This window comes from Streptomyces sp. NPDC048623, from assembly GCF_040650755.1.
Taxonomy (GTDB): Bacteria; Actinomycetota; Actinomycetes; order Streptomycetales; family Streptomycetaceae; genus Streptomyces.
The window spans coordinates 180429-201490 of the sequence record NZ_JBEZHV010000013.1 but is presented as its reverse complement, the minus strand read 5'-3'; the positions used below and the strand labels follow the sequence as shown (position 1 = coordinate 201490).

At 71.3% G+C, this 21062-nt stretch carries 17 protein-coding genes and 1 tRNA gene; 9 read left to right on the top strand and 9 right to left on the bottom strand.

What is annotated here, in order from left to right:
* Positions 1-25: 25 nt before the first annotated feature.
* Positions 26-1690, bottom strand: a complete 1665-nt coding sequence (gene hutU, locus AB0C73_RS20685; RefSeq protein WP_362531964.1) for a urocanate hydratase — start codon at positions 1688-1690, stop codon at positions 26-28.
* Between the two features lie 115 nt (positions 1691-1805).
* On the opposite strand from hutU, the gene AB0C73_RS20680 reads away from it, so the two are divergent.
* Entirely contained in the window at positions 1806-3227 is a 1422-nt protein-coding gene (locus AB0C73_RS20680) for a diaminopimelate decarboxylase (protein ID WP_362531961.1), read from the top strand.
* Complete coding sequence (locus AB0C73_RS20675) at positions 3224-3706, top strand: SRPBCC family protein (protein ID WP_362531958.1); 483 nt, start codon at positions 3224-3226, stop codon at positions 3704-3706. Before AB0C73_RS20680 ends, AB0C73_RS20675 begins: the two co-directional genes overlap by 4 nt.
* A gap of 66 nt (positions 3707-3772) precedes the next feature.
* On the opposite strand, the gene AB0C73_RS20670 is transcribed toward AB0C73_RS20675, so the two are convergent.
* Both AB0C73_RS20670 and AB0C73_RS20665 read right to left on the bottom strand, forming a co-directional pair.
* Positions 3773-4606 carry a MurR/RpiR family transcriptional regulator gene (locus tag AB0C73_RS20670; RefSeq protein WP_362531955.1) on the bottom strand — a complete coding sequence of 278 codons (834 nt, stop codon included), beginning with the start codon at positions 4604-4606 and terminating at the stop codon, positions 3773-3775.
* Between the two features lie 443 nt (positions 4607-5049).
* Entirely contained in the window at positions 5050-6447 is a 1398-nt protein-coding gene (locus AB0C73_RS20665) for a cystathionine beta-synthase (protein WP_362531953.1), read from the bottom strand.
* 159 nt (positions 6448-6606) lie between these two features.
* On the opposite strand from AB0C73_RS20665, the gene AB0C73_RS20660 reads away from it, so the two are divergent.
* The 3 genes from AB0C73_RS20660 to AB0C73_RS20650 all read left to right on the top strand — a co-directional run bounded on the left by AB0C73_RS20660 (position 6607) and on the right by AB0C73_RS20650 (position 10211).
* Positions 6607-7716 (top strand): SGNH/GDSL hydrolase family protein, encoded by a 1110-nt coding sequence (locus AB0C73_RS20660; protein ID WP_362531950.1) that lies wholly within the window; start codon positions 6607-6609, stop codon positions 7714-7716.
* Positions 7717-7835: 119 nt separating this feature from the next.
* Complete coding sequence (locus AB0C73_RS20655) at positions 7836-9056, top strand: acetyl-CoA C-acetyltransferase (RefSeq protein ID WP_362531948.1); 1221 nt, start codon at positions 7836-7838, stop codon at positions 9054-9056.
* A gap of 210 nt (positions 9057-9266) precedes the next feature.
* Complete coding sequence (locus AB0C73_RS20650) at positions 9267-10211, top strand: hypothetical protein (RefSeq protein ID WP_362531945.1); 945 nt, start codon at positions 9267-9269, stop codon at positions 10209-10211.
* Between the two features lie 165 nt (positions 10212-10376).
* Here AB0C73_RS20650 and AB0C73_RS20645 read toward each other — a convergent pair whose 3' ends face one another.
* Entirely contained in the window at positions 10377-10706 is a 330-nt protein-coding gene (locus tag AB0C73_RS20645) for a hypothetical protein (RefSeq protein WP_362531943.1), read from the bottom strand.
* 99 nt (positions 10707-10805) lie between these two features.
* Here AB0C73_RS20645 and AB0C73_RS20640 point away from each other — a divergent pair, with 99 nt between their 5' ends.
* The gene (locus tag AB0C73_RS20640; protein WP_362531940.1) at positions 10806-11036 is read left to right on the top strand and encodes a DUF4287 domain-containing protein; all 231 of its coding nucleotides are present in this window, start codon (positions 10806-10808) and stop codon (positions 11034-11036) included.
* Positions 11037-11061: 25 nt separating this feature from the next.
* Here the strand turns inward: AB0C73_RS20640 and AB0C73_RS20635 are convergent, their stop codons facing one another.
* Positions 11062-11937, bottom strand: coding sequence for an alpha/beta hydrolase (locus tag AB0C73_RS20635; RefSeq protein ID WP_362531938.1), 876 nt, complete (start codon positions 11935-11937; stop codon positions 11062-11064).
* 102 nt (positions 11938-12039) lie between these two features.
* On the opposite strand from AB0C73_RS20635, the gene AB0C73_RS20630 reads away from it, so the two are divergent.
* Positions 12040-12600 (top strand): TetR/AcrR family transcriptional regulator, encoded by a 561-nt coding sequence (locus tag AB0C73_RS20630; protein WP_362531936.1) that lies wholly within the window; start codon positions 12040-12042, stop codon positions 12598-12600.
* 74 nt (positions 12601-12674) lie between these two features.
* On the opposite strand, the gene AB0C73_RS20625 is transcribed toward AB0C73_RS20630, so the two are convergent.
* Together AB0C73_RS20625 and AB0C73_RS20620 are read right to left on the bottom strand one after the other, a co-directional pair.
* Complete coding sequence (locus AB0C73_RS20625; RefSeq protein WP_362531934.1) at positions 12675-13565, bottom strand: Bax inhibitor-1/YccA family protein; 891 nt, start codon at positions 13563-13565, stop codon at positions 12675-12677.
* A gap of 146 nt (positions 13566-13711) precedes the next feature.
* Positions 13712-13793, bottom strand: a tRNA-Leu gene (locus AB0C73_RS20620).
* A gap of 455 nt (positions 13794-14248) precedes the next feature.
* Here AB0C73_RS20620 and AB0C73_RS20615 point away from each other — a divergent pair.
* Both AB0C73_RS20615 and AB0C73_RS20610 read left to right on the top strand, forming a co-directional pair.
* Positions 14249-15019 carry an ABC transporter ATP-binding protein gene (locus AB0C73_RS20615; RefSeq protein WP_362531931.1) on the top strand — a complete coding sequence of 257 codons (771 nt, stop codon included), beginning with the start codon at positions 14249-14251 and terminating at the stop codon, positions 15017-15019.
* Between the two features lie 229 nt (positions 15020-15248).
* Complete coding sequence (locus AB0C73_RS20610; protein WP_362531929.1) at positions 15249-17777, top strand: ABC transporter permease; 2529 nt, start codon at positions 15249-15251, stop codon at positions 17775-17777.
* A 65-nt stretch (positions 17778-17842) separates the two neighbouring features.
* Here the strand turns inward: AB0C73_RS20610 and AB0C73_RS20605 are convergent, their stop codons facing one another.
* Complete coding sequence (locus AB0C73_RS20605) at positions 17843-19138, bottom strand: cyclopropane-fatty-acyl-phospholipid synthase family protein (RefSeq protein ID WP_362531926.1); 1296 nt, start codon at positions 19136-19138, stop codon at positions 17843-17845.
* Between the two features lie 205 nt (positions 19139-19343).
* Positions 19344-20735, bottom strand: coding sequence for an NAD(P)/FAD-dependent oxidoreductase (locus AB0C73_RS20600; RefSeq protein ID WP_362531924.1), 1392 nt, complete (start codon positions 20733-20735; stop codon positions 19344-19346).
* Positions 20736-21062 lie beyond the last annotated feature (327 nt).

Sequence of the window (21062 nt, the reverse complement as noted above, 5' to 3'; positions counted from 1 at the left end):
TCGGCGGGGGCGTCGTGGGACGAGGTCACGCGTCGTCACCCTCGCGCATCGGGACGCGGACGCCCTTCTCGTCGGCGACCCGCTCGGCGATCTCGTAGCCGGCGTCGACGTGGCGGATGACGCCCATGCCCGGGTCGTTCGTCAGCACGCGGCGGATCTTCTCGCCGGCGAGCTTGGTGCCGTCGGCCACCGAGACCTGGCCGGCGTGGATGGAGCGGCCCATGCCGACGCCGCCGCCGTGGTGGATGGAGACCCAGGAGGCGCCGGAGGCGACGTTGACCATGGCGTTGAGCAGCGGCCAGTCCGCGATGGCGTCGGAGCCGTCGCGCATGGCCTCGGTCTCGCGGTACGGGGAGGCCACCGAGCCGCAGTCGAGGTGGTCGCGGCCGATGGCCAGCGGGGCGGCGAGGGTGCCGTCGGCGACCATGTCGTTGAACATGGCACCGGCCTTGTCGCGCTCGCCCTGGCCGAGCCAGCAGATGCGGGCGGGCAGGCCCTGGAAGTGGACGCGCTCGCCGGCCATCTTGATCCAGCGGTGCAGGGACTCGTTCTCGGGGAAGAGGTCGAGGATCGCCTTGTCCGTCTTGTGGATGTCGGAGGCCTCGCCGGACAGGGCGGCCCAGCGGAACGGGCCCTTGCCCTCGCAGAACAGCGGGCGGATGTAGGCAGGGACGAAGCCGGGGAAGGCGAAGGCGCGGTCGTAGCCGGCCAGCTGGGCCTCGCCGCGGATCGAGTTGCCGTAGTCGAAGACCTCGGCGCCGGCGTCCATGAAGCCGACCATGGCCTCGACGTGCCTGGCCATCGACTCGCGGGAGCGCTGTGTGAAGCCGGCCGGGTCCTTGGCGGCGGCGTCGGCCATGTCCTCGAAGGCCAAGCCGACGGGGAGGTACGACAGCGGGTCGTGGGCGGAGGTCTGGTCCGTCACGATGTCGATCGGCGCGCCCTCGGCGAGCATCTGCGGGAGCAGCTCGGCGGCGTTGCCGAGGAGGCCGATGGAGAGCGGGCGGCGGGCGTCGCGGGCCTCGGTGGCGAGCTGGAGGGCGTGGGCCAGGTTGTCGGCCTTGACGTCCAGGTAGCGGTGCTCGATGCGGCGCTCGATGGCGCGCGGGTCGCAGTCGATGCAGATGGCGACGCCGTCGTTCATGGTGACGGCGAGCGGCTGGGCGCCGCCCATGCCGCCGAGGCCGGCGGTGAGGGTGATCGTCCCGGCCAGGGTGCCGTTGAACTTCTTCGCGGCGACGGCGGCGAAGGTCTCGTAGGTGCCCTGGAGGATGCCCTGGGTGCCGATGTAGATCCAGGAGCCGGCGGTCATCTGGCCGTACATGGTGAGGCCGAGGGCCTCAAGGCGCCGGAACTCCTCCCAGTTGGCCCAGTCGCCGACCAGGTTGGAGTTGGCGATGAGGACGCGCGGGGCCCACTCGTGGGTCTGCATGACGCCGACCGGGCGGCCGGACTGGACCAGCATGGTCTCGTCCTGCTTGAGGGTCTTCAGCGTGCGGACCATGGCGTCGAAGGAGCGCCAGTCGCGGGCGGCCTTGCCGGTGCCGCCGTAGACGACGAGCTTGTCGGGGTGCTCGGCGACCTCGGGGTCGAGGTTGTTCTGGAGCATCCGGAGGGCGGCTTCCTGCTGCCATCCCAGGGCGCTCAGTTCCGTACCGCGCGGTGCCCGTACGGGTCGGGGTCCTGACATGGCGGTGCCTCCTCGAATGTGGTTCAGATATTCACATCCTGACCGGCTGAATAGTCTTAGTCAACAGCTGCGCCGGTCTCCCACCCGATGGTGGGATGGATTCATGGTTGGACCCATGGCTTCCACCCCTCGGGAACAGGCGCGTGACCGGGCCGTCCGCGCCGCCGTCGAGCAGGGCCTCCTCTCCCCCGCCGAGCCCGTCACCGCGCTCCTCGACACCACCGGCATCCGCGCCTCCGCCGCCGCCCTGACCAGTGCTTTCGCCGCCGTCACCGACGCGCCCGTGCTGCACGCCTTCGCCGTCAAGGCCTGCCCGCTCGTCCCCGTACTCCGGCTCCTGTACGAGGCGGGACTCGGCGTCGAGGTGGCCAGCCCCGGCGAACTGGCCCTGGCCCGCGCCGCCGGGGTCCCCCCGTCCCGTACCGTCCTCGACTCCCCCGCCAAGACCCCCGCCGAACTGCGCCAGGCCCTCGCCCTCGGCATCGCCGTCAACGCCGACAACCTCCAGGAACTGGCCCGGCTCGACACCCTCGTCCGCTCCGCGCCCACCGCCTCGTCGCTCGGACTGCGGGTGAATCCGCAGGTCGGCGCCGGTTCCATCGGCGCGCTCTCCACCGCGACCCCGACCTCCAAGTTCGGCGTGGCGCTGCGCGACGAAGGCGCCCGCGAGGCCGTCGTCCAGGCGTACCTCGACCGTCCCTGGCTCACCCGCCTGCACACCCACACCGGCTCCCAGGGCATCCCGCTCGCCCTGATGGCCGAGGGCGTCGGGGCGGTGTACGCGCTCGCCGAGGAGATCAACACCAAGGCCGGCCGGCAGCAGATCGACACCCTCGACCTCGGCGGCGGCCTGCCGGTCAACTTCGCCTCCGACGAGGAGACCCCCACCTACGCCGAGTACGCGGAACTGCTCGCCGCCACCGTGCCCGGACTGCTCGACGGGCGGTACGCGCTGGTCACCGAGTTCGGGCGCTCGCTGCTCGCCAAGCACGGCACCGTCCTCGCCCGCGTCGAGTACACCAAGACCTCCGGCGGCCGCCCCATCGCCGTCACCCACGCCGGCGTCCAGCTCGCCACCCGCACCGTCTACGCCCCCGAGTCCTGGCCGCTGCGGATCCTCGCGTACGACGCCGAGGGCCGCCCCCGCACCGGCGAACCGGCCGTCGTCCAGGACGTCGCCGGGCCCGCCTGCTTCGCCGGGGACCTGCTCGCCACCGGCCGCGCCCTGCCGCCGCTGCGCCCCGGCGACGTGGTGGCCGTGCCGGACACCGGCGCGTACTACTTCGCCCACCACTACGCGTACAACAGCCTGCCCCGCCCCGCCGTGCACGGATTCACCCCGACGGACGACGGCGGCATCGTCTTCGCGACCGTGCGCACCGCCCAGACCCTCGACGAGATCGTGGCCGAGTCCGGCGGCGCCCGGGCCGACGCGCTCGTACGCGAACCGGTGCACGGAGCCGTGCGCGAACCAGTACGCGAATCGGCGTGCGAACCGATGCGCGGACCGGCGCCGGATGCTCCCATGGAGCCATGACAGCCGGCAGCACCTCCGTCGTCGTGGAACGCCGTGTGGCCGCATCGCCCGGCCGCGTCTGGGAGTCGATCACCGATCTGCCCGAGCTGCCGCGGCTGCTCTCGGGCGTCGAGAAGGTCGAGGTGCTCACCGAGGGCGGCTTCGCGGTGGGCACCCGCTGGCGCGAGACCCGGCGGATGCTGGGCAGGACCGCCACCGAGGAGATGACGGTCACCGTCTGCGAACCGCCCGAGCGGTACGTCACGGTCGCCGACTCGCACGGCATGCACTACGTCTCCGAGCTCACCCTGCGCCCCGAGGGCCCGGCGGCCGCCGCCACCGCGACCGTGCTCCGGATGACCTTCACGGCCCGCCCCGCCCTCGACCGCAGACCGGGAGCGCTCACGCGGCTTCTCGCCCGCTTCGGCGGGCGGGCGGTGGCGCGGGCGCTCGGCAAGGACCTGGACGATCTGGCGCGGGCGGTCGAGAGCCGCTCCTGAGGCCCGAAGGCCGCCAGGAAGGCACCTGGGAGGCCCCGTACGGGGTTCCTGGTCCTGGTCCTGGTCCTAGTCCACGAAGAGGCCGCGCGCCGCCGCCTTGGCGTCGAACTCCTCCAGGCGCGCCTGCGCGTCCGGCAGCTCGTCCGCCATGGCCTCCAGGAGCACCCGGCCGAGCAGCATGGGCCCGCACGCGGTGTCGAAGGCCAGACCGGTGCCGACGGCGGCCGGGATGAGCAGGTCGCTGTGGACGGCGACGGGCGCGAACGCGGACTCCGCGACGGTCACCACCGTCAGACCGGCCGCACGCGCGTGTGCGAGGGCGTCGACGACCTCGCGCGGGTGCCGGGGCAGCGCGAAGCACAGCAGCGCCGAGGCCCCGGCCCGTACGGCCGCGTCGATGCGGTCCTCCAGCATCGTGCCGCCCTCGTCGAGCAGCCGGACGTCGGGGTGCACCTTGCCGGCGAAGTACGCGAAGCCGCGGGCCTGCGAGGAGGCGGCGCGCAGCCCGAGGACGGGCAGCGGACGCGAGGCGGCGAGGAGGCGGCCGGCCCGCTCGACCGGGGTGGGGTCGGCGAGCAGCTCGGCGAGGTGCCTGAGGTTCTCGATCTCGCCGAGCACGGCCTGCTGGTACTCGTTGTGGGCGGCGTGCTCCTCGGCGACCGCGGGCACGCTGTCGCGCAGGTGCTTGCGCAGCGCCGGGTAGCCGTCGAAGCCGAGGGCCACGGCGAAGCGGGTCACGGAGGGCTGGCTGACGCCGGCGAGCTCGGCCAGCTCGACGCTGGACAGGAACGGCACGTCGGCGGCGCGCCGCACCATGCAGTGCGCGATGCGCCGCTGGGTGGGTGTCAGCCGGTGCCCTTCGAAGAGCGCCTGCAGCCGTCCGGCCGGGCTGTCGCTCATGCCTGCCGTCCCCCTTCCGCCTGTCCGTCTATTCACTCACCTGGAACTCTGCATGAAGATATGCAGACAGGCAAGGAGAGGGACCACGGAAGGAGATCACGGGAAGAGGATTGCGCGGGGACCGCCGCACCCCCGAAACCGGGGGGCGGGACGACGGCGGTCCCCGCGAGGGACACGGGCCCGGGTCAGGGCCGGTCCGCGTCCGACGGCGTTGCCTGGAGGTCCGGGAGCCGCTCCGGAGGTCCGTGACGCCGATGGGTCATACTCTGCAGCCCTCTTGTTAAGGGGGTGCTGCGGGTACGTGTCGCGCTCGTACCGTTTGCGCGAACGTACCCGCGCGCACCCGCGCACCTGGCCGGCCCGGCGGGGCCGGCAGGTCCCCGCAGGTCAGCGGGCCGACAGGTCAGCGGGCCGGCAGGTCAGCGGGCCGGCAGGTCAGCGGGTCAGTGCTGCTGCTTGGTGCCGCCGCTCGCGGCGAGGAAGGCCAGCAGGTCCTGGCGGCTGACCACACCGGTCGGCTTGCCCTCGACCAGGACGATCGCGGCGTCCGCGTCGCCAAGCACCGACATGAGGTCGGCCACCGGCTCGCCCGAGCCGACCTGCGGCAGCGGGGCGGACATGTGGTCCTCCAGCGGGTCGTCCAGGGCGGCCTTCTGGGTGAAGAGCGCGCTCAGCAGCTCGCGCTCGACGACGGAGCCGACGACCTCGGCAGCCATCACGTCGGGGTGGCCGGCGCCCGGCTTCACGATCGGCATCTGGGAAACGCCGTACTCGCGCAGCACCTCGATGGCCTGGCCGACGGTCTCGTCCGGGTGCATGTGGACGAGCGAGGGAACGTCGCCCGACTTGTGGACGAGGACGTCGGCGACGGTGGCGGAGGAGGTGTCCTCCAGGAAGCCGTAGTCGGCCATCCACTCGTCGTTGAAGATCTTCGACAGGTAGCCGCGGCCGGAGTCCGGCAGCAGCACGACCACGACGTCCTCGGGGCCGAGGTCCTTGGCGACCTCCAGGGCCGCGACGACCGCCATGCCGCAGGAGCCGCCGACGAGCAGGCCCTCCTCCTTGGCGAGGCGGCGGGTCATCTGGAAGGAGTCCTTGTCGGAGACCGCGACGATCCGGTCGGCGACGGTGCGGTCGTAGGCGGTGGGCCAGAAGTCCTCACCGACGCCCTCGACCAGGTACGGACGGCCCGAGCCGCCGGAGTAGACCGAGCCCTCGGGGTCGGCGCCGATGACCTGGACACGCCCCTCGGAGGCGTCCTTCAGGTAGCGGCCGGTGCCGGAGATGGTGCCGCCGGTGCCGACGCCCGCGACGAAGTGGGTGATCTTCCCCTCCGTCTGCTCCCACAGCTCGGGACCGGTGGACTCGTAGTGCGAGCGCGGGTTGTTCGGGTTCGAGTACTGGTCGGGCTTCCAGGCGCCCGGGGTCTCGCGGACGAGCCGGTCCGACACGTTGTAGTACGAGTCCGGGTGCTCCGGGTCGACGGCCGTCGGGCAGACGACGACCTCGGCACCGTAGGCACGCAGCACGTTGATCTTGTCCGTGGACACCTTGTCCGGGCAGACGAAGATGCACTTGTAGCCCTTCTGCTGGGCCACGATCGCCAGGCCGACGCCGGTGTTGCCGGACGTGGGCTCGACGATGGTGCCGCCGGGCTTGAGCTCACCGCTCTCCTCGGCCGCCTCGATCATGCGCAGGGCGATGCGGTCCTTGACCGACCCGCCCGGGTTGAAGTACTCGACCTTGGCCAGGACGGTCGCCTGGATGCCGGCCGTGACGCTGTTGAGCTTCACCAGCGGGGTGTTGCCGACGAGGCTGATCATCGAGTCGTGGAATTGCACCGTAATCTCCGGGGTCTCCGTAATGGTGCTGCCAGCGTATTCCGTGGAATGCGTAGCCGGAGCCGGTTACGGGGCAGGAGTAACCGAGACGGCTCGGATACGGCCTGAAGGGGACGTCCCGAGCCGGACGCCTGAAGCCTGAAGGAGGTGGCGGCCCGGATGTCCAGGGCGAGGGTGGCGCGGCGGATCGCGGCGGGTGCGGCGTACGGCGGCGGGAGCATCGGCCTGCTCGGTGTGGCGGCCGTCGGGGTGCTCCTGGCCGAGGTCGCACTGGCCAAGAAGTCGGTCGGGGGCGGGGTGGCGCCGCTGCCGCCCGGATCGGACGGACGGTACGGGCGGGAGTACGGCTCCGAGGAGCCGCTGCGACTGGCCCTTCTGGGTGATTCCACGGCGGCCGGGCAGGGGGTGCGGCGCGCCGGGCAGACCCCGGGGGCGCTGATCGCCTCGGGGCTCGCGGCGGTGACGGAGCGCCCGGTGGACCTGCGGAACGTGGCCCTGTCCGGGGCGCGCTCGGACGACCTGGAGCGGCAGGTGTCGCTGCTGCTCGCGGCGCCGGCCGGGCCGCCGGACGTATGCGTGATCATGATCGGCGCGAACGACGTCACCCACCGGATGCCGGCGACCCAGTCGGTGCGCTGCCTGGCCGCGGCGGTGCGGCGGCTGCGCACGGCGGGAACGGAGGTGGTGGTCGGCACCTGCCCTGATCTCGGCACGATCGAGCCGGTCTACCAGCCGCTGCGCTGGCTGGCCCGGCGGGCCTCGCGCCAGCTCGCGGCGGCGCAGACGATCGTGGTGGTCGAGCAGGGCGGACGGACGGTGTCGCTCGGCGACCTGCTCGGCCCGGAGTTCGCGGAGAACCCGCGCGAGATGTTCGGCATCGACAACTTCCACCCCTCGGCCGAGGGGTACGCGACGGCGGCGATGGCGGTGCTTCCGACGGTCTGCGCGGCGCTCGGGGTGTGGCCGGAGGCCGACCGTCTCGACGTGGCGCGGCACGAGAACATGCTGCCGGTGGCGAAGGCGGCGGCCGAGGCGGCGAAGGAGGCCGGCACCGAGGTCACGGCGGCCCGGGCGCCGTGGGCGCTGCTCAAGCACCGCAGGCGGCGGAGGCTGCCGGTGCCGGGGGCGTCCGCGACACCGGGAGTGGAGCCGGGGACGGAACCGGGGGCGGAACCGGCGGCGGAACCGGGGGCGGAGCCCGTACTGCCGGAGGAACGCGGGCAGGACAATGGACAGCGGGACACCTCCGCGCCACTCCCTCAGGACTGAGCGGGCGCTTAGAAAAGAGGCCCGCATCACACACCGTGGGCGGTGACCCGCGCGGTACGTGCAGGTAACTTCCCTTTCTGTCCGCCCTCTCCGCCCCCTCCGCACCTCCTGGAGCCGTGATGCCCGAAGCCGTCATCGTCTCGACCGCCCGCTCGCCGATCGGCCGGGCCTTCAAGGGCTCCCTGAAGGACCTGCGGCCCGACGACCTGACCGCCACGATCATCCAGGCCGCCCTCGCCAAGGTCCCCGAGCTGGACCCGCGCGACATCGACGACCTGATGCTCGGCTGCGGTCTGCCCGGCGGTGAGCAGGGCAACAACCTGGGCCGCATCGTGGCCGTGCAGATGGGCATGGACCACCTCCCCGGCTGCACCGTCACCCGCTACTGCTCCTCCTCGCTGCAGACCTCCCGCATGGCCATGCACGCGATCAAGGCGGGCGAGGGCGACGTCTTCCTCTCGGCCGGTGTCGAGATGGTGTCCCGCTTCGTGAAGGGCAACTCGGACTCGCTGCCCGACACGCACAACCCGCTCTTCGCCGAGGCCGAGGCCCGCACCGCCGAGGTCGCCGCCTCCGAGGGCTCCACCTGGCACGACCCGCGCGAGGACGGCCTGGTCCCCGACGCGTACATCGCCATGGGCCAGACCGCCGAGAACCTGGCGCGCTGGAAGGGCATCACCCGCCAGGACATGGACGAGTTCGGCGTCCGCTCGCAGAACCTGGCCGAGCAGGCCATCAAGAACGGCTTCTGGGAGCGCGAGATCACCCCGGTGACGCTCCCGGACGGCACGGTCGTGTCGAAGGACGACGGCCCGCGCGCCGGCGTCACCCTGGAGGGCGTCTCCGGCCTCAAGCCGGTCTTCCGCCCCGACGGCCTGGTCACCGCCGCCAACTGCTGCCCGCTGAACGACGGCGCCGCCGCGCTCGTGATCATGTCCGACACCAAGGCGCGCGAGCTCGGCCTGACGCCGCTGGCCCGGATCGTCTCCACCGGCGTCTCCGGCCTCTCCCCCGAGATCATGGGCCTCGGCCCGGTCGAGGCGTCGAACCAGGCCCTCAAGCGCGCCGGTCTCACCGCGAGCGACATCGACCTGGTCGAGATCAACGAGGCCTTCGCCGCGCAGGTCATCCCGTCCTACCGCGACCTCGGCTTCGACCTGGACAAGGTCAACGTCAACGGTGGCGCCATCGCCGTCGGCCACCCCTTCGGCATGACCGGTGCCCGCCTGACCGGCACCCTGATCAACAGCCTCCAGTTCCACGACAAGCAGTTCGGTCTGGAGACCATGTGCGTGGGCGGCGGCCAGGGCATGGCCATGGTCATCGAGCGCCTGAGCTAACCCCTCGCGTCCAAGCCGTGACCGAATCTCCCCCAGGATGTGACATACATCCCGGGGGAGAGTCGTTTTCCCAGGTCACAGGGGTTCTGGTGCTAAACGTCGAGTGGAAATACCTGTCCATTTCGTGACGTAATGCACTGACAGCCCGCACCACCTCAGGTCACTCTGATGTAGGAAGTCGGGGGATCGACTCGAATCGGGAGTACGTCAGTGAGCGCTCTGTCTCTTGCCCTGCTGGTGACCACCGCCGCTGCCACGGCCGTGGGCGCCGCGGCCCTGCACTCCGCGCACGCCCTCCGTAAGCAGATCATCGCACTGCGTGGCGATATCGCAAGCGCGCAGGGTGCGGCGACCGTTCCCCAGGCCCGTCAGACGCCCGCCGCCGAGATACGGGCCGCGGTCGCCGAGGCGCTGGCCGAGGAGCGCGAGCGGGAGCTGGCCGAGGCGCGCGCCTTCTGGGCCGCGCAGGAGGCCCGGGACGCCGCCGACGCCCCGTCGCTGCTCGGCGGCGTGGCCGGCCCGGCCGAGGAGGGCCCGTACTTCGTCCCGCGGCAGGCCGACTTCGTGGGCCTGGAGGCGATGGCCCTGGAGGCCATGGAGGCGGAGGCCGCCGCGCTCGACGGCCGGGAGGTCCCGGGCGGCGTCGGGCAGGACCCGCTGGACGTCTTCGACACGTTCGACACCTTCGGCGCGCTCGACGAGTTCCCCGAGCTGACCGCCGCCGGTGAGCGCGCCGGCGAGCTCACCGGGGCCGGCGACCACCCGGAGGACTCCCCCGAGCTGGCCGCGGCCCGCCGCCGCCACCCGTCGCACCCCGACTTCGTGCCGGTCCGCACGCCCGTGGTCACCGACCACGAGCGCACGGTGGCGCGCCTGGAGGAGCTGGCCGACACCCGTACGGCGCTCACCGACGTGCGTCCGGGCCCGCTGGGCACCCTCGACGTGTACGTCTTCGCCGACGGCACCACGCTGTGCATGACCCCGGGCCACCGCGAGACCGCCGAGCGCCTCGCCGAGGCCCTGCGCACCGGCCGCACCCCGGTCCTCCTCGGCGGCTCGGGCGTCTCCGGCGCCTACGCCCTGACCTTCTCGTGCGGCGAGGCCCCCGAGGACAACGTGTACATCCTCGCGGACCGCGTGATCGCCAGCATGTGACCCCGGCGGGCGGAAGCGGGGGCGCCTGACGGCGGTCCCGCGAGCCTCAGCACGGGCCCGATGGCGGGCACGGGAATGCCTGACGGCGGTCCGGCGAGCCCCAGGCCGCGAACCCGGCCCGGCCCCGCCTGCGGCGCCGAAGGCCGCCGCGAGCCGCGGCGGGCGTCAGAGCCCCGACCGCGCCTCCGCCGCCCGTACGAGTTCCACGGCCTCGTCCAGGTCCCCGCCCGGGGCTCCTGCCGGGGCCGTACGCATGCTTTCGGCCAGATCCGCGGCGGCGACCGCGAGTTGGTCGGCGACCGCGAACACGCCCGCGTCGGGCATGATCCGCGGCTCCCGTTCCGGGTTCTCGAGACGCTGCGCCCGGGCGGCCAACTCCCTGGCCAGAGCGAGCCCTTCGGCGGCCGCGCCGCGCTGGAGGCGGCTCTGCGGGGCGGCGCGCAGCCGGTCGGCGAAGCGCTCGGCGGCGGCGGTCAGTTCGGTCGTATCGCGCACTCCGCGACCCTACGCGCCGTCCGGGGACCATTGCCAACAGGCGAACGCTCGGGCACGGTGGCGTGAAGGAGCACAGGCACAACGCGTCCGGAGGCGCCGATGTCCCACGCATTCTCCGAAGAGACCCATCGCAATCTGCTGGCCCGCATCCCCCGTTGCACCGGTCGTGAGATCTCCGACTGGCTGAAGGCCGTCGAGGACGGCCCCTCGCTCGTCCGCTTCGAAGAGAAGGTCAGCTGGCTGCGCGGCGAGCACGGGCTCGCCTACGGGCACGCCAAGGCGATCATCCACGAGTACGACCTGCGGAGAGCCGCCCGCCGCATGCTGTAGACCGTGGCGGCGGAACCGCAGCGGCTCACTTCCCGACGTGCCGGCCGAGGAAGTCGCGGACCAGCTCCGCGATCTCCTCGCCGTGCGTCTCCAGGGCGAAGTGCCCGGCGTCGAGGAGATGGATCTCGGCGTCCGGCAGGTCGCGGGCGAAGGCCTCGGCGCCGGCCGGGCCGAAGATCTCGTCGTGGCGGCCCCAGGCGGCGAGCAGCGGGGGCCGGTGGGTGCGGAAGTACTCCTGGAAGGCCGGGTAGCCGTCCAGGTTGAACTGGTAGTCCCAGAACAGCTGGAGCTGGATCTCCTGGTTGCCCGGCCGGTCGAGGCCCGCCTGGTCGAGGGTCCAGGTCTCCGGGCCGATCCGGTCGAGCCGGGCGGCCGGGACGCCGTGGGTGTACTGCCAGCGGGTGGCCTCGGGCGTGAGCAGCGCCCGTACGCCGTCCTCGTTGGCCTTCCGGTCCTTGGCGTGGGCGAACAGGACGTCCCAGAAGGGCGTGAAGCCCTCCAGGTAGGCGTTGCCGCTCTGGGTGACGATCGCGGTGATCCGCTCGGGGTGCCGGGCGGCGATGCGCAGGCCGATGGGCGCGCCGTAGTCCTGGATGTAGAGCGCGAAGCGGTCCGCGCCGATCCGGTCGAGCAGCTTCAGGGTGATCTCGGTGAGCTGGTCGAAGCTGTAGTCGAAGGCGTCCACGGCGGGCGCGGCGGAGGCGCCGAAGCCGATGTGGTCGGGCGCGATGAGGTGGTACGAGTCGGCGAGCGCGGCCATCAGGCCCCGGTACATGTGCGAGCTGCTCGGGAAGCCGTGCAGCAGCACCAGGGTGGGCCTGGACGGGTCGCCGGCCTCCCGGTAGAAGACCTCCAGACCGTCGACGGTCTCGGTGCGGGCGCGCAGGGCGAATGCGGACATGGGACCTCCCCGGTCGAGGGAGAACGATCGTTCTCCCCATGCCCTGTAGAGTAGGAGAACGATGGTTCTCCATGCAAGCCGCCTTCCGAGGAGTGATCGGTGATGGACGCGGACACCGCGGAGCTGAAGCTCCTGGAGACGGCCGAGAAGCTGTTCGACGAGAAAGGCGTCCAGGCCGTCGGCATGGACGCCATCCGCAGCGCCTCAGGGATCTCCCTCAAGCGCCTCTACCAGCTCTTCCCGTCCAAGGACCACCTGGTCTGGGCGGTGCTCAAACGCCGCGACACGGCGGTGCGCGAGGCCATCGCCGCCCATGGCGCCACCCACGCCACCAACCCGTACCAGCGCGCGCTCGCGGTCTTCGACTACCTCGGCGCCTGGTTCGCCGACCCCGCCTTCCGGGGCTGCGCCTTCATCAACACCTTCGGCGAGATGGGCGGCATCTCCCCCGACATCGCCGAGATCGCCCGCGGCCACAAGGCGGCCCTGCGGGACTACTTCGCCGAGCAGACCAAGGCCATGAACGCCCCGCCCGCCCTCGCCGACCAGCTGGCCCTGCTCGCCAACGGCGCGATGGTGGTGGCCGGCATCAACGGCACCTCGGAGCCTGCCTCCCAGGCCAAGGACGCTGCCCGGGTCCTGCTCGACGCGTACGTGGACTGAGGCCATCCCACTCAAAACGCGGAAGGGCCCGCCCGGCGGATGCCGGACGGGCCCTTCCCAGGTCGTGCGATGCGTCAGTCGTCGCCCTGAAGGATCGACAGCAGACGCAGGAACTCCATGTAGATCCACACCAGGGTCATGGTGAGGCCGAAGGCCGCCAGCCAGGACTCCTCGCGCGGAGCGCCGTACGTGATGCCGTCCTCGACCTGCTTGAAGTCCAGGGCCAGGAAGCAGGCGCCCAGGATGATGCCGATGACACCGAACGCGATGCCGAGGCCGCCGCTGCGGAAGCCGAGGCCGTCACCGCCGCCGATGACGGCGAACAGCAGGTTGACCGCCATCAGCAGCACGAAGCCGATCGCGGCCGCGATCACGAAGCCGTAGAAACGGCGGGTGACACGGATCCAGCCCATCTTGTACGCGATCAGCACACCGGCGAAGACCGCCATGGTGCCGAGCACCGCCTGGGCGACCACGCCGTCCGCGATGTACGTCGAGACGGCGGCGGAGATCACACCGAGGAAGACGCCCTCGAAGGCCGCGTAGGCCAGGATCAGCGCCGGGACCGGCTTGCGCTTGAAGGACTGGATGAGCGACAGGACGAGCGCCACCAGACCCGCGCCGACGCCGATGGCGTACGACTTGTTCACGTTCGCCGGGTCGACCGGCAGCAGCAGCCAGGACAGCACGGCGGTCACGACGACGGTGCCGAGCGTCATCGCCGTACGGCTGACCACGTCGTCGATCGTCATCACATTGCCGCGCACCTGCTGCGGCGCGCCGAACTGGGCGTCCTGCGGCGCGTACGGGTTGGTCGCGTACGGGTTCGCCGCACCCTGCTGGGGCTGGGCGTAGGGGTTGCCGGTCGCGTACGGGTTGCCCCCGGCCTGCGGCTGCTGCGCGCCCGCGTAGGCGTTGTCGCGGCTGAACCCCCGTCGCGAGAAGACCGGGTTGCTGCTCCTCATCTCACTCCTCCATGGCCGCACAGCGCGGCCTTGCGACAAGAGTAATAGGAAGGCAAAAGGAACTCCCTCGTGCTCGGGGAGGATCTTTATACGATCGTGTCGCACGCGGCGACGAGCGGGAGCCTGCCGAGACGTGCCGCCAGAAGTGCCCGGAACCGGATTCGAACCGGTACGGCCCGAAGGCCAGCGAGGTTTAAGCTCGCCGTGTCTGCATTCCACCATCCGGGCGTGCGCGAAGCTCCGCGTTGGCACAGGAGCCTATCGGGGCCCGTCGCCCGTTCAGTCGAACGATGGCTCGATGTTGTCTTATTTTATTGACGCCTGAGGGTGTGTCAGCGCAGGTGGGGGCCATGTGACGAAGTGTGACCTGGGTCGCGCCGGCAAAGACGCGGGGGGTGGATTGACGAAAACTCGCCGCCGTCGCGGCCCGACTCCGTCACCTCCACGGCGGCCCTGCGGCGCCCCCGCGGTGGGCCCGTAAGCGGGTCCCCGACCGGGCCCCCGACCGGCTCCGCCCTCCCTCTCCCGTCTCAGGGTCGCGGTCATACCTCAGGATGACGGGGCGGTATCCCGGTCCGACTCCAGAGGGCCACTCGAACGGGCACGTGGACGGACGTCCCGGGCTTCAACGCCCGACACGATGGAGTGGTTCCCGATTCGTCGCAGTGACAGGAGTCGCCCTCGTGACCACCACCCCCACCGTGCACCGCTCGACCGCGGTGGCCGCCCGCGCCACCGACCTCAGCAAGGTCTACGGACAGGGCGAGACCCAGGTGGTCGCCCTCGACCGGGTCAGCGTCGCCTTCGGACAGGGCGAGTTCACCGCGATCATGGGCCCGTCCGGCTCCGGCAAGTCGACCCTGATGCACTGCGTCGCGGGCCTCGACTCCTTCTCCTCCGGCTCGGTCCGGATCGGTGACACCGAGCTCGGCACCCTCAGGGACAAGCAGCTCACCCAGCTGCGCCGGGACAAGATCGGCTTCATCTTCCAGGCGTTCAACCTGCTGCCGACGCTGACGGCCCTGGAGAACATCACGCTGCCGATGGACATCGCGGGCCGCAGGCCCGACAAGCAGTGGGTGCAGCAGGTCATCGACATGATCGGCCTGTCCGGCCGGCTCAGCCACCGCCCGGCGCAGCTCTCCGGCGGCCAGCAGCAGCGGGTGGCCGTGGCCCGCGCGCTCGCCTCCAAGCCCGAGATCATCTTCGGTGACGAGCCGACCGGAAACCTCGACTCGCGCTCCGGCGCCGAGGTCCTCGGCTTCCTGCGCAACTCGGTGCGCGAACTCGGCCAGACCGTGGTGATGGTGACCCACGACCCGGTCGCCGCCTCCTACGCGGACCGCGTGATCTTCCTGGCGGACGGCCGGGTCGTCGACGAGATGCTCCACCCGACGGCGGACGGCGTGCTCGACCGCATGAAGGCCTTCGACGCGAAGGGCCGTACGAGCTGAGCCGAGGCGGCCGCGCCGCCTCGCCCACCTCCGGGGCTCCGCCCCCGACCCCCGCGAGCCCGGCCCCCGCGATCCCGTCGGCCGCGGCCGGAACCGGATCCGAACCGGTACGGCCGGCGCCGCCACGCGCCCGCACCCACGCCCACGGGCCGTACCGCCCTCGCTCTTCCGACCCCTCCCGCGCGCCGCGCGCCTCAGGCGCCGCCCGGGACACACCCCAGGACCCGTCATGTTCCGTACCGCCCTGCGCAATGTGCTCGCGCACAAGGCCAGGCTGCTGATGACCGTGCTCGCCGTCATGCTCGGCGTGGCCTTCGTCTCCGGCACCCTGGTCTTCACCGACACCCTCTCCAACGCCTTCCGCAACCAGTCGGCCAAGAGTTACGACGACGTCGCCGTGGCCGTCACCGCCGCGCCGAACCAGAAGGACCCGAACGCCACGCCCGGCCTGTCCGAGCAGACCCGGCAGAAGATCGCCGCGCTCGACGGCGTCGCCTCCGCCACCGGTCGCGTGAGCGGCTTCGCCGGCGTGCCGGACAAGGACGGCAAGCTGATCGGCGCCGGCTGGTCCAACAAGGGCACCAACTTCTCGCCCGGCAAGGACGGCAAGGACGCCGCGTACACCTTCACCGCCGGCGACGGCCCGGCGAAGGACGACGAGATCGCGCTCGACAAGGAGACCGCCGGCAAGGGCGGCTACCAGGTCGGCGACCAGGTCCGGGTGGCCACCAACGGCCCCGTCGAGACGTACACCCTCGCCGGTGTCTTCACCACCGAGGACGGCGCCGTCAACGCGGGCGGCAGCCTGGTCCTGTTCGACACCGCGGTCGCGCAGAAGCGGTACCTGAAGCCGGGGCACTTCCTCGACATCACCGTGACCGCGAAGCCGGGCGCCGACGCCGACAAGATCCTCGCCGCCGTGAAGCCGGTCGTCGGCGACACCGCGGACGCCCAGACCGGCAAGCAGCTCGCCGACGAGCAGGCGAAGGACATCGAGAACGGTCTGAGCGACATCAAGAAGATGCTGCTCGGGTTCGCCGCCATCTCGCTCTTCGTCGGCATCTTCCTGATCTCCAACACCTTCACGATGCTGGTCGCCCAGCGCACCAAGGAACTCGCGCTGATGCGCGCCGTCGGCGCCTCGCGCAAGCAGATCATCTACTCCGTGCTCATGGAGGCCGGTCTGGTCGGCCTGGTCGCCTCGGCCGTCGGCTTCGTGCTCGGCATCGGACTCGCCGCCGGACTGCGCTCCGGCATGGACGCCTTCGATCTCAAGGTCCCCGCCGGTGACCTGGTCGTCGGCGCCACCCCGCTGATCTCGGCGCTCGTCGTCGGCGTCTTCGTCACGATGCTGGCCGCCTTCGTGCCGGCCGGTCGCGCCGCGAAGATCCCGCCGGTCGCCGCGATGGGCAGCGTCCACGCGGTCGCCACCACCAAGTCCCTGGTCGTGCGCAACACCGTCGGCGGGATCATCACCGCCCTCGGCGGGGGAGCCATCGCCTTCGGCGCCTCCCAGGGCGGCGACAACGGCCGGATGGTGATCGCCGGCGGTGCCTTCCTGGCCCTCATCGGCGTGATCGTGCTGATCCCGCTGCTCGCCCGCCCCGTGATCGCCCTGTCCCGCCCGGTCCTCAAGGCCTTCGGCGTGGCCGGCACGCTGGCCGGCCAGAACGCGGTCCGCAACCCGCGCCGCACCGGCGCCACCGGCTCCGCGCTCGCCATCGGCCTCACCCTGGTCACCGGTCTCTCGGTGCTCGGCGTCTCGGTCGGCGCGGCCGTCGACCGGATGACGACGGACCAGATCAAGGCCGACTACCTGATCACCATGGCGAGCGGCGAGGGCCTCAGCCAGGCCGCGCTCGACGCGGTGCGGAAGGCCCCGGGCGCCACCGCGGTCTCCCCGCAGCAGGCCGGCTGGCTCGACATGCAGGGCCACTTCGCCTCCGTCTCCGGCGTCACCCCCGGCGACGTCGAGAAGGTCCTCAACCTCAAGGTCGTCGACGGCTCGCTCGCCACCCTCGCCGAGGGCAAGGTCGCGGTCGACGACAAGACCTCCGCGAAGCGGGGCTGGAAGGTCGGCTCGACGCTGCCGGTGGAGTTCACCGACAAGAAGAAGGGCACGCTGACGGTCGGCGCGGTCTACGAGGCCGGCGAGTTCGTCTCGCCGCTCCTCCTGGACACCAAGGTGCTGAACGCGCACGACCCCAAGCCGTACATCCCGCAGATCTTCGTGAAGATGGACGGCGGCCCGTCGGCCGCGGCCGAGAAGGCCGTGATGAAGTCGCTCGGCGACAACCCGGCCATCACGGTGATGGACCAGAAGGACATCCGCGACATGTTCGGCGGCGCCATCAACATGATGCTGAACATCATGTACGGCCTGCTCGCGATGGCCCTGATCATCGCGGTGCTCGGTGTCGTCAACACGCTGGCGATGTCGGTGTTCGAGCGGCAGCAGGAGATCGGCATGCTGCGGGCGATCGGTCTCGACCGGCGCCGGGTGAAGCGGATGGTGCGTCTGGAGGCCGTGGTCATCTCGCTGTTCGGCGCGGTGGTCGGCATCGCCCTCGGCTCGTTCCTGGGCTGGGCGATCGGCGAGACCCTGAAGAGCAGCCTGCCGGACTACGCGCTGGTCCTGCCCTGGGGCCGGATCGGGATCTTCGTGCTCCTCGCCGGACTGGTCGGCGTCCTCGCCTCGCTGTGGCCGGCGCGCAGCGCGGCGAAGCTGAACATGCTGGCCGCGATCAAGGCCGAGTAGCGCACGCGTGGTGCGCCGAGGGCCGGGCTCCCCTGGGGGAGCCCGGCCCTCCCGCGTACGCCGTCCTACGCCTCCGTCCACTCCCGCGACCGCAGCGGCAGCCCGCTCGCGCCCGAGACCGGGGTCTTCACCGCCAGGAACTGGTTGACGCCGATCCGGTTGCGCTCGAAGGAGACCGCCGAGGCCGCCATGTACAGGCGCCAGATCCTCGCCCGGCCGGGCGAGGTCAGCCGGACCGCCTCGTCCCAGTGCGCCTCCAGGTTGGCGACCCAGCGGCGCAGCGTCAGCGCGTAGTGCTCGCGGAGCACGTCGACGTCCCGCACCTCGAACCCGGCTTCCTCCAGGGTCGTCAGGGTGCGGCCCATCGGGGCCAGTTCGCCGTCCGGGAACACGTACGCGTCGATGAACGGGTCCACGTGGTACGCGTCCTCGTCGGCCTCCGGGCGGCGGGCGATCTGGTGGTTGAGCAGCCGCCCGCCCGGCTTCAGGAGCCGGTGCAGTATGTCCGCGTACTCCCGGTACTGCACCGCCCCGACGTGCTCGGCCATGCCGATCGAGGAGATCGCGTCGAACGGCCCGTCGGTGACGTCCCGGTAGTCCTGGACCCGGATCTCGATCCGGTCGGTCAGGCCCTCGTCGGCGATCCGCTTGCGGGCGTACGCGGCCTGCTCGCGGGAGAGGGTGATGCCGACGACCCGCGCGCCGTACTCCTTCGCCGCGTGGATGGCCATCGAGCCCCAGCCGCAGCCCACGTCGAGCAGCCGGTCGCCCTCCTTGAGGCCCAGCTTGCGGGCGATCAGGTCGAGCTTGTCGCGCTGGGCGTCCTCAAGGGTGCCCGTGTCCGTCCAGTAGGCGCACGAGTAGACCATCGACGGGCCGAGGACCAGCGCGTAGAACTCGTTGCCCACGTCGTAGTGGTGGCTGATCGCCTGTTTGTCGCGGCGCCTGCTGTGCCGGGCGCCGCTGCGGCCGCGGATCTCCTCTGCCGGCGGCTTCGGCGGCGGGAACGGGCCCGCCAGCCTGAGCATCGCCTTCGCGGCCGCCCTGACCTTCGGGTCGCGTACGGTCTCCAGGGCGCCGCGGGTCTCATCGGTGCGCTCCCACAGGAGCCCGGCGAGCCGGTCCAGGACCGCGTAGAGGTCGCCTTCGACATCGATCTCGCCGGCCACCCAGGCCCGGGCGAGCCCCAGCTCGCCCGGCTTCCACAGCAGCCGCCGCAGCGCACGGCGCTCGCGCACGATCAGTACGGGGCCGTCCGCGGGCCCAGCTTCGCTGCCGTCCCAGGCCCGCAGCCGCACCGGGAGCCTCGCTCCCAGGACGTCCTCGGCAAGGGCGGTCAGCCGCGACGCGGCGTCGGCCATGGTGCAACACCTCCGTGATCTCGTGCCCCAGAAATGCCTGTCACCAGGAGAACACCGTCGGTAGGCGAAGCCATCCCCACACATGCGTAAACACCGTGAAAAACACGCGAAGGGCCGTCCGCACCACGGATGGCGGACGGCCCTTTTACGGCCTTGCGTGTACTACGGGTACTTCTGTGGGGTACTGCTGTGGGGACCTACGAGGTCAGGAGGCCTTGGCCTTCTCCGGGGCCGGGGCCGCGGCGGCGGGCGCCGGGGCGGGCTTGGCCGCCTCGTAGAACTCCTCGCGCGGGGTCTCCATGGCACCGAGGGAGACGACCTCACGCTTGAGGAACATGCCCAGGGTCCAGTCGGCGAAGATGCGGATCTTGCGGTTCCAGGTCGGCATGGCCATGCCGTGGTAGCCACGGTGCATGTACCAGGCGAGCCGGCCCTTGAGCTTGATCTTCATCTTGCCCATGACGATCATCGCGACGCCCTTGTGCAGGCCGAGACCCGCGACGGCGCCCTTGTTGGAGTGCGAGTACTCCTTCTGCGGGAAGCCGCGCATGCCGGCCACCACGTTGTCGCCGAGGACCTTCGCCTGACGCAGCGCGTGCTGGGCGTTCGGCGGGCACCAGGCGCGCTCGGCCGGGACGCCGGCCTTGATCGCGGCCACGTCCGGGACCTGGGCGTTGTCGCCCGCGGCCCAGACGTAGTCCATGCCCTGGACCTGGAGCTTCTCGTTGGTGTCCACGTGGCCGCGGGGGCCGAGCGGCAGACCGAAACGGGCGAGCGCCGGGTTCGGCTTCACACCGGCGGTCCAGACGATCGTGTTGGAGTCGACCTCAAGGCCGTTCTTCAGCACGACGTGGCCGTCGACGCAGGAGTCCATCGACGTCGAGAGGTAGATCTCGATGCCGCGGCCCTCAAGGTGCTCCTTGCCGTACTGGCCGAGCTTCGGGCCGACCTCGGGAAGGATCTTGTCGGCGGCGTCGACCAGGATGAAGCGCATGTCCTCGCGCTTCACGTTGGTGTAGTACTTCGCCGCGTCGCGGGCCATGTCCTCGACCTCGCCGATGGTCTCCGCGCCGGCGAAGCCGCCGCCCACGAAGACGAAGGTCAGCGCCTTGCGGCGGACCTCCTCGTCGGTCGTCGAGTCGGCCTTGTCGAGCTGCTCGAGGACGTGGTTGCGCAGGCCGATGGCCTCCTCGATGCCCTTCATGCCGATGCCCTGCTCGGCGAGACCGGGGATCGGGAAGGTGCGGGAGACGGCACCCATCGCAATGACCAGGTAGTCGAACGGCAGCTCGTACGCCTCGCCGACGAGCGGCGCGATCGTGGCGACCTTGCGGTCCTGGTCGATGGTGGTGACCCGGCCGGTGAGCACCTCCGCTCCGCGCACGACGCGTCGCAGCGGGACGACGACGTGACGCGGGGAGATGCTGCCGGCGGCGGCTTCGGGGAGGAAGGGCTGGTAGGTCATGTACGACCGCGGGTCGACGACCGTGACGGTCGCCTCCGCATAGCGCATCTTCTTGAGGATGCGCCGAGCTGCGTACAGGCCTACGTACCCGCCGCCTACTACGAGGATCCTGGGACGCTCCGTGGTGCTCATGCATCCGAGTATCCACCCCCTCCGAGGGGGTGGCTCGTGCGCCCCTTCACAAGGTTCCGGGATACCAGTGTTACACTCCGCCGCCCACGTGACCGAGATCATGATCCAGCAAAGGAACCACAGTGCACTGGGGAACGTTGTTCACCCCTTGTGAACTGGTCCGGAGAGCCTTCCTTAACGCTGAACCGCAGGGCACGTTCACACGAAGGAAACATCGAGCGAATCGCCGCCCACGCCTGCGAAAGGGCCCTGAGGACCCCCTCGGAGGGACCAAAGACCCTCAGACGGCTCCCACAGGGCCCATTTCCTTGTGAAGAACTTCACGAA

Coding starts and splice junctions, on each gene's coding strand:
- AB0C73_RS20635 (WP_362531938.1), bottom strand. CDS start 11,937: ATGTCCGCATTCGCCCTGCGCGCCCGCACCGAGACCGTCGACGGTCTG.
- AB0C73_RS20625 (WP_362531934.1), bottom strand. CDS start 13,565: ATGAGGAGCAGCAACCCGGTCTTCTCGCGACGGGGGTTCAGCCGCGAC.
- AB0C73_RS20660 (WP_362531950.1), top strand. CDS start 6,607: ATGTCCAGGGCGAGGGTGGCGCGGCGGATCGCGGCGGGTGCGGCGTAC.
- AB0C73_RS20670 (WP_362531955.1), bottom strand. CDS start 4,606: ATGAGCGACAGCCCGGCCGGACGGCTGCAGGCGCTCTTCGAAGGGCAC.
- AB0C73_RS20610 (WP_362531929.1), top strand. CDS start 15,249: ATGTTCCGTACCGCCCTGCGCAATGTGCTCGCGCACAAGGCCAGGCTG.
- AB0C73_RS20605 (WP_362531926.1), bottom strand. CDS start 19,138: ATGGCCGACGCCGCGTCGCGGCTGACCGCCCTTGCCGAGGACGTCCTG.
- AB0C73_RS20680 (WP_362531961.1), top strand. CDS start 1,806: ATGGCTTCCACCCCTCGGGAACAGGCGCGTGACCGGGCCGTCCGCGCC.
- hutU (WP_362531964.1), bottom strand. CDS start 1,690: ATGTCAGGACCCCGACCCGTACGGGCACCGCGCGGTACGGAACTGAGC.
- AB0C73_RS20675 (WP_362531958.1), top strand. CDS start 3,224: ATGACAGCCGGCAGCACCTCCGTCGTCGTGGAACGCCGTGTGGCCGCA.
- AB0C73_RS20640 (WP_362531940.1), top strand. CDS start 10,806: ATGTCCCACGCATTCTCCGAAGAGACCCATCGCAATCTGCTGGCCCGC.
- AB0C73_RS20655 (WP_362531948.1), top strand. CDS start 7,836: ATGCCCGAAGCCGTCATCGTCTCGACCGCCCGCTCGCCGATCGGCCGG.
- AB0C73_RS20630 (WP_362531936.1), top strand. CDS start 12,040: ATGGACGCGGACACCGCGGAGCTGAAGCTCCTGGAGACGGCCGAGAAG.
- AB0C73_RS20600 (WP_362531924.1), bottom strand. CDS start 20,735: ATGAGCACCACGGAGCGTCCCAGGATCCTCGTAGTAGGCGGCGGGTAC.